At 43.8% G+C, this 6,753-nt stretch carries 7 protein-coding genes; 5 read left to right on the forward strand and 2 right to left on the reverse strand.

What is annotated here, in order from left to right; genetic code table 11:
- From ACYVAA_RS21805 to argJ, 5 genes are all read left to right on the forward strand, one after another.
- A partial coding sequence (locus tag ACYVAA_RS21805; RefSeq protein ID WP_460545965.1) for a PhzF family phenazine biosynthesis protein occupies positions 1–429 on the forward strand: 429 nt, incomplete at its 5' end.
- Positions 430–708: 279 nt separating this feature from the next.
- On the forward strand, positions 709–1,533 hold the full coding sequence (gene argB, locus ACYVAA_RS21810) for an acetylglutamate kinase (protein WP_460545967.1): 825 nt from the start codon (positions 709–711) through the stop codon (positions 1,531–1,533).
- Between the two features lie 3 nt (positions 1,534–1,536).
- Complete coding sequence (locus tag ACYVAA_RS21815) at positions 1,537–2,730, forward strand: aspartate aminotransferase family protein (protein ID WP_460545969.1); 1,194 nt, start codon at positions 1,537–1,539, stop codon at positions 2,728–2,730.
- Between the two features lie 3 nt (positions 2,731–2,733).
- Complete coding sequence (gene argC / locus ACYVAA_RS21820) at positions 2,734–3,777, forward strand: N-acetyl-gamma-glutamyl-phosphate reductase (RefSeq protein ID WP_460545971.1); 1,044 nt, start codon at positions 2,734–2,736, stop codon at positions 3,775–3,777.
- A gap of 4 nt (positions 3,778–3,781) precedes the next feature.
- Positions 3,782–4,993: a bifunctional ornithine acetyltransferase/N-acetylglutamate synthase gene (gene argJ / locus ACYVAA_RS21825; protein WP_460545973.1), complete on the forward strand. Its 1,212-nt coding sequence runs from the start codon at positions 3,782–3,784 to the stop codon at positions 4,991–4,993.
- A gap of 78 nt (positions 4,994–5,071) precedes the next feature.
- Here argJ and ACYVAA_RS21830 read toward each other — a convergent pair whose 3' ends face one another.
- On the reverse strand, positions 5,072–5,500 hold the full coding sequence (locus tag ACYVAA_RS21830; RefSeq protein WP_460545975.1) for a c-type cytochrome: 429 nt from the start codon (positions 5,498–5,500) through the stop codon (positions 5,072–5,074).
- A 2-nt stretch (positions 5,501–5,502) separates the two neighbouring features.
- On the reverse strand, positions 5,503–6,645 hold the full coding sequence (locus ACYVAA_RS21835; protein ID WP_460545977.1) for a PQQ-dependent sugar dehydrogenase: 1,143 nt from the start codon (positions 6,643–6,645) through the stop codon (positions 5,503–5,505).
- Between the last annotated feature and the right edge of the window lie 108 nt (positions 6,646–6,753).

Raw genomic sequence — 6,753 nt, forward strand, 5'->3', positions numbered from 1 at the left:
GTGAAGGAATTGAAAACTATCCCTGAAGAAATCAGGGATGGTCTGGGAATACCTCTCAAGGCCATGTATGAAACCAAGAATAAGCATATTGTCCTGGCGGAAAAAGAGCAACATATTCTAGAAATGCAGCCTGATTTTTCCCGTTTGCGGGACAGTAAGCTTTTTGGATATGCAGTTACGGCTATCGGAGACGAGGTGGATTTTGTGAGCAGGACCTTGGTGCCTCATACGCAGAGTTTGGAAGATTTTGCCACGGGCTCATCTCATGCGATGCTGGTGCCTTTTTGGGCGAACAGATTGGGAAAAAATAACTTTAAGGCTTTACAGTTGAGTTCCAGAGGAGGTGAATTTCAGTGTGAACTTCAGGACGGGACTGTCACATTGAGCGGAGAATACAGGCTTGAGAAAGAAGGGGAACTTTTGTGGTAGTTTTTAAACAGCTGGGAGAACTTTTTTACAGTCTAAGAGCGTTGGTTTTAGTTTAATGAATTGTTGTTTTTGTTATATTTTTTTAACGATTAGGTTTCATTGTTAAGTCGCTGTGGTTTTTTGTCAGGTGGTATGGTTATTGTTTAATTAATTAATAACAAGGGAAATAGACGCTATTTCCTTATATTTTGTTTAAATTATAACAAGATTAAGACGTCAATAAGTCTTTGTTTGAGTATTTGAAAAGTACAATTTTGTTCACAAAAACACCTTGCTATTATGTCCAACCGAAAAGTTCTCATCAAATATGGGGGGAATGCAATGGTCAATCAATCTCTTAAAGAAAACATCGCCAAGAAAGTTAAGGTGCTCTATGATGAAGGGATACAGGTGATTCTTGTTCATGGTGGAGGCCCCTTTATCAATAAGGCCCTGAAGGCAGCAGGAATTGATGCTTCATTTTATGATGGGCAGCGCCATACTTCCAGAGAGGCACTTTTTTACATTGAAAAAACCTTAAAGGGAGAAGTGAACAGTTCTTTGGTGAGTGCCCTCAACAAGGCGGGATTGACGGCCATAGGGCTCTCAGGTAAGGATGGGCAGTGTGTAACAGCGGCGAAGCGTTGGCACAAAGGGACGGATGCTGAAGGCAATTCCATAAAAGTCGATTTAGGACAGGTTGGGGATGTGAAAAAGGTCAATGTCAGGCTGTTACATTTGCTGATGGACAGGGGATATACCCCGGTGATGACATGTATTGCCTCAGATACTTTTGGGAATGATTTTAACATCAATGCGGATATTTTTGCGGGAAAAGTTGCCGCTGCACTAAGAGTGGATGATTATATTGTTTTGACCGATGTAGACGGACTTTTTCAGCATTACCCGGATCCCTCATCTATTATTCATGACCTCAAGGTAAGCGAATTGCCTCAATATTATCCCAATGTAATTAATGGAGGCATGATTCCTAAAATGGAATCCTGTTCAGATGCGCTGAAAGGAGGAGTGAAAAGGGCCGTTCTGCTGAACGGTACAGAGCCTGAACAAATACAGTCCTATGTATTGGAACAAGAGAAAATCGGAACCACAATAACCAAATGATTTATGATGAAAATCAGTAATGAAATTTTACAGCAAATCGACCAACGGCATTACCTGCCCACTTTTAAGCGGTTCCCAATCGCCTTTGTGAAAGGAAGAGGCAGCCGGGTTTGGGATGCCAATGGAAAGGAGTACATCGATATGCTGGCAGGCATAGCGGTAAACAATGTCGGCCATTGCCATCCTAAGGTGGTCAAAGCCATTCAGGAACAAGCTGCAGAACTGATGCACATATCCAACTTTTTTGTCAGTCCATCTCAAGTAGCCCTGAGTGAATTACTGGTCAGGATCAGTGGTATGGACCAAGTCTTTCTTACCAACAGTGGTGCTGAATCAGTGGAAGGAGCATTTAAAATTGCCCGTAAGTATGCGCACAAGAAAGGCAGGGGTGGGAAAATTATTGCCATGAAAAACTGTTTCCATGGCCGTACCCTGGCGACCATTGCCACTGGTCAGGCCAAGCACAAAAAGGGATTTGCCCCCATTCCTTCGGGGTTCTCCCAAGTTCCTTTTAATGATCTGGAAGCCGTAAAAAGTGCGTTGAAAAATGATGTGGCTGCTGTGATTTTAGAACCGATCCAAGGGGAAGGGGGGATTCATCCAGCAGAAAAAGGTTACCTCAAAGCCTTAAGGAAACTTTGTGATGAACAGGATGTCTTATTGATTTTTGACGAGATCCAATGCGGTATTGGCAGGACCGGAAAGTGGTTTGCGAAAGACCATTATGGAGTCCGGCCTGATATCATGACTTTGGCCAAAGGATTGGGAGGGGGCATGCCCATTGGGGCTTTTTTATGCCATCAAAAGGTGAGTGATGCCATTGACTATGGGGATCATGGAACCACTTTTGGGGGCAATCCCTTGGCTTCTTCAGCCGCGATCGCCACGCTGAAGGTAATCATGGAGGAGCAGCTCTGTAAAGCTGCCGAGGAGAAAGGGAAATGGTTGGTCAAATCATTTAAAAGCCTGCAGAAGCAATTTCCGGAGATCGTTGAGATCAGGGGCATGGGATTGATGCTGGGGATTCAAATGAATAAGCCCGCTGCGCCCATGGTGAAACGCCTTCTTGAGGAAGGGGTAATCGCCAATGCAACTGCAGAAAAGGTTTTACGTCTGGTGCCCCCGTTGAACATTCCCCAGCAGGATTTACAAAAGGTATTGGTTTTGGTTGAACAAGTTTTATCAGAGAAAGCATAAGGTATGACCGTTTCCAAATTCAAAGCCGCTATCGTAGGAGCATCTGGTTATACAGGTTCAGAATTGGCGAGGATTCTTCTCCGTCATCCTGAAGTGGAAATCAAAATGATCACCTCCGAAAGCCATATAGGAAAAAGCTTCAGTACACTTCATCCTCAGTTTTACGGAGAGCTGGATCAGCCGCTTTCCTCCGCAAAGGAGGTTGATCCTGATGAATTTGACATTGTTTTTTTGGCTTTGCCCCATGGGGTTTCGATGAATTACCTTGAGCAATGGAGGCAGAAAAAGTGCCGTTTCGTAGATCTCTCCGGAGATTTCAGGTTGTCAGGTCCAGAAGTGTATGAAACTTGGTATGGTACTCCCCATACTTTTTCAGATGCCTTTAGTAAGGCGGTATACGGCCTTCCTGAATTGAATGAAGAGGATATTCGAGCTTGTCAGATTCTGGCCAATCCCGGATGTTATCCTACGGCTTCCATACTGAGTTTGGCCCCATTGTTTGATGCAGGTTTGATAGTAAATGGATCGGTGATCATTGATGCTAAATCAGGCATTACCGGTGCGGGCATCAAGCCGAGTGCTACTACGCACTTTTCTAATGTAAACGACAATTTTAAAGCCTATGGAATCAGTAACCACCGTCATACAATAGAAATAGAGGAGCAATTGGGCAAATTAAATGGTACGGTCACTCCTGTGCAGTTTACTCCCCATCTGCTTCCTGTGGACAGGGGGATATTGGTGACGGCCTATGCCCAAGTTAAAGGTGGGATGAACCAGCGTAACTTGACCGATAACTATAAACAGTTTTATCAAAACAAGCCATTTGTACGGTTAAGGAATGAAGTGCCCAGCTTAAAGGATGTTCGAGGAAGTAATTTCTGTGATGTTTACCCGGTTTGGGACAGCAGAACCAATCGGGTGATTGTCCTTTCTGCTATTGATAATTTGGTCAAGGGAGCGGCCGGGCAGGCAGTCCACAATATGAATTTGATGTTGGATTTACCAGAGATTTCAGGTTTACAACAATTACCATTGCAACCATAAAACGATGATAAAAAATATTACAAACGTAAGAGGAATCAAATGTTGGGGTGCGCATACAGGTGTAAAATCCATGAGAAGGGATTTGGCCTTGATTTATTCAGAGGTGCCTGCAGCTGCTGCAGCGACCTTTACCCAAAACAAAGTACAGGCCGAGCCCATCAAGCTCACCAAAAAACATTTGGCAAATAACCGTGCACAGGTCATTGTATGCAATGCAGGAAATGCCAATGCCTGTACGGGAGAACAAGGGAGATTGGGTGCTGAGGCAATGGCTCAGGTGACAGCAGAAAGTCTCGATGTGCCTTTAGAAGATGTCATAGTAGCCTCTACTGGATTGATAGGAGAAAAATTTCCTACCGATGATGTGGTGGAAGGTATCCGAGAAAACTTCCATAAACTGAGCAACAATACCAAAGCAGGGTCGTTTGTTGCCAATGCCATTCTTACTACGGATACCTTTGCCAAGGAAGGTTTTGAAAGTTTTGAATATGGGGATTATGAAGTCAATATAGGAGGGGTGGCTAAAGGGTCCGGGATGATCCATCCGAATATGGCAACCATGCTGGCGTTTGTGGTAACGGACTTTAATATTGATGAGAAGTTGCTGCAAAAAGCCCTTCATTACTGTGTAGAAAGGACCTTCAATATGATCACGGTGGACGGCGATACTTCTACCAACGATATGGTGGCGGTTTTGGCCAACGGTTTGGCAGGAAATGATAAAGTGAGCTCTGAGGAAGATCCTATATACTTGCTGTTTAGGGAGCGGCTTTGTGAATTGCTTACCCATTTGGCCAAGCTAATTGTTTCTGATGGGGAAGGAGCCAGCAAGTTTATCGAGTATAGGGTCACCAAAGCCCGGTCAGAAGGGATTGCCAGAAAGCTGGTACGGGCTATATCCGATTCCTGTTTGGTCAAGACGGCCATGTTTGGCAGGGATCCCAACTGGGGTAGGATTGTGGCGGCCTGCGGTAATGCGGGTGTTCCTTTTAATTATAAGAAATGTAATCTTTATATTGGCGATCTGGATAATATGGTCAAGGTATTGGAAAAAGGAAGTCCGGTGGAGTTTGAAAAAAATTATATGAAGAAACTTTTGCGGGAGTCCAATATCAGGGTTCATCTTGAACTGAATACCGGGAGCCATTCAGGAATAGGTTGGGGTAGTGACCTGACCACGGACTATGTGCTTTTTAATTCGGTTTATACAACTTGAGAGACACTAGATAATAGATAGAAGACCAAACACAAAAGGCCAAAACATTTAAGTTGTTGGCCTTTTGTGTGTTATGACTTAAGCGTCTTTCTTTTCTTTTTCCAGTTTTTTGACCTCTTCCTCGGTCACCATCTTTTTGGATTTGTTTCCCCAGTTGTTGAGGATGTAATTCATGACATCGGCCACCTCGTCATCATAAAGTCCGAGATTTGCCATGGTATTATTGTAAGTTTTGCCGTTGACTTTGATTTCTCCATTAAGCCCAAACTTGACTGCCCTGATACTTTCTTCACGGTTTTTGAGGAGAAAATCAGCCTTGGCCAGGGGAGGGAATGTTCCCTCTACTCCCTCACCTTTGGCCATATGACAGGTGATACAGTAATCATTGTAAACTTCTTTTCCTCTCTTGATACTGGCCTGTAAGGCCTCGTCCTGGTCGCTAAAGGTATAAGCAGTCCAGCCCAAATAGGAGAACATCAGGCTGGTCAATAATCCGATTTTAAGCATATTTAATTATTAGGGATGATTTTGACAATTCCTTTTCCTTCTATTCCGGCATAGATATGATTATCAGGGCCTATTTTGACATTTCGCAATCTGCCCAGCCCATCCAATAGTTTTTCTCTTTTCGTGACTTTCTTTCCATTAAGCGACAGCATCTCCAAGTATTGGAACTTCAGTGAGCCTACCAGAATATTTCCATTCCACTCGGGATAAACCTCACCGGGGACTACGGCAAAGCCACTTGGAGCAATGGAAGGCACCCAATAATAGAGCGGCTGCTCCATGCCTGGTTTGCTGGTTTCCTCTGTAAGGATGGAATTGTCATAATTGATTCCATAAGAAATCAATGGCCAACCGAAATTCGCTCCTTTTTTTACCACGTTGATTTCATCTCCTCCCTGTGGCCCATGCTCATTTACCCAGATTTCATTGTATTCAGGATGGAATAACATGCCTTGTGGATTTCTGTGACCATAAGAATAAACGGCTTTTTTAGCGTCCTGGTCATTATAAAACGGATTGTCCTCTGGGATGGTGCCGTCATCGTTTAGGCGGTAAACTTTTCCTCCGTCGAGGCCAATGTTTTGAGGATTGGTATCCCTGTCGCCACGGTCTCCCATGGAGAAGTAAAGATAGCCTTCGTTGTCAAAAGCCATTCTCGATCCAAAGTGCTGACCTTTTCTGGAATTGGGAGAGGCTTTGTAAAGCACTTCATGATCGGTTAAACTACTGCCGTCAAATTTCGCCCGCATTACGGCCGTATTTGCTCCTTCTCCCTCGCCTTCTTCAGAAGAATAGGTGAAGTAAACCCAGTGATTGTTTTCAAAGTCAGGGTGTAAGATGATATCCAATAGTCCTCCCTGGCCCCTGGAGCTTACCTCAGGCGCTCCAGCTACCGTCTTTTTTTCACCTCCTTTGGCATAAATCAACTCCCCCTCTTTTTCGGTGATTAGGATACCTCCATCAGGTAAAAAGGCCATGCCCCAAGGGTTGTTAAGGTCGGCCACCACGGTTTCCACGGTATAGTTTTTTGGATCATCAGCAATCGGAGGGATGTTTTCCGAAATGCCAGGTCTATCTTCTTGTGCACAGGAGATATGGGCTCCCAATACCAGAAGAAATCCGGGAATAAGGTATTTGTAATTCATAGCAAACTTGGTTATAGATTGGTTTTAATAGGTTTAATTATTTCATAAATATAATCAATAACTAAAGGATTTGTTTTTGATTACCCTATCAATAACAAAAAATACACC

Source organism: Echinicola sediminis (assembly GCF_054777495.1).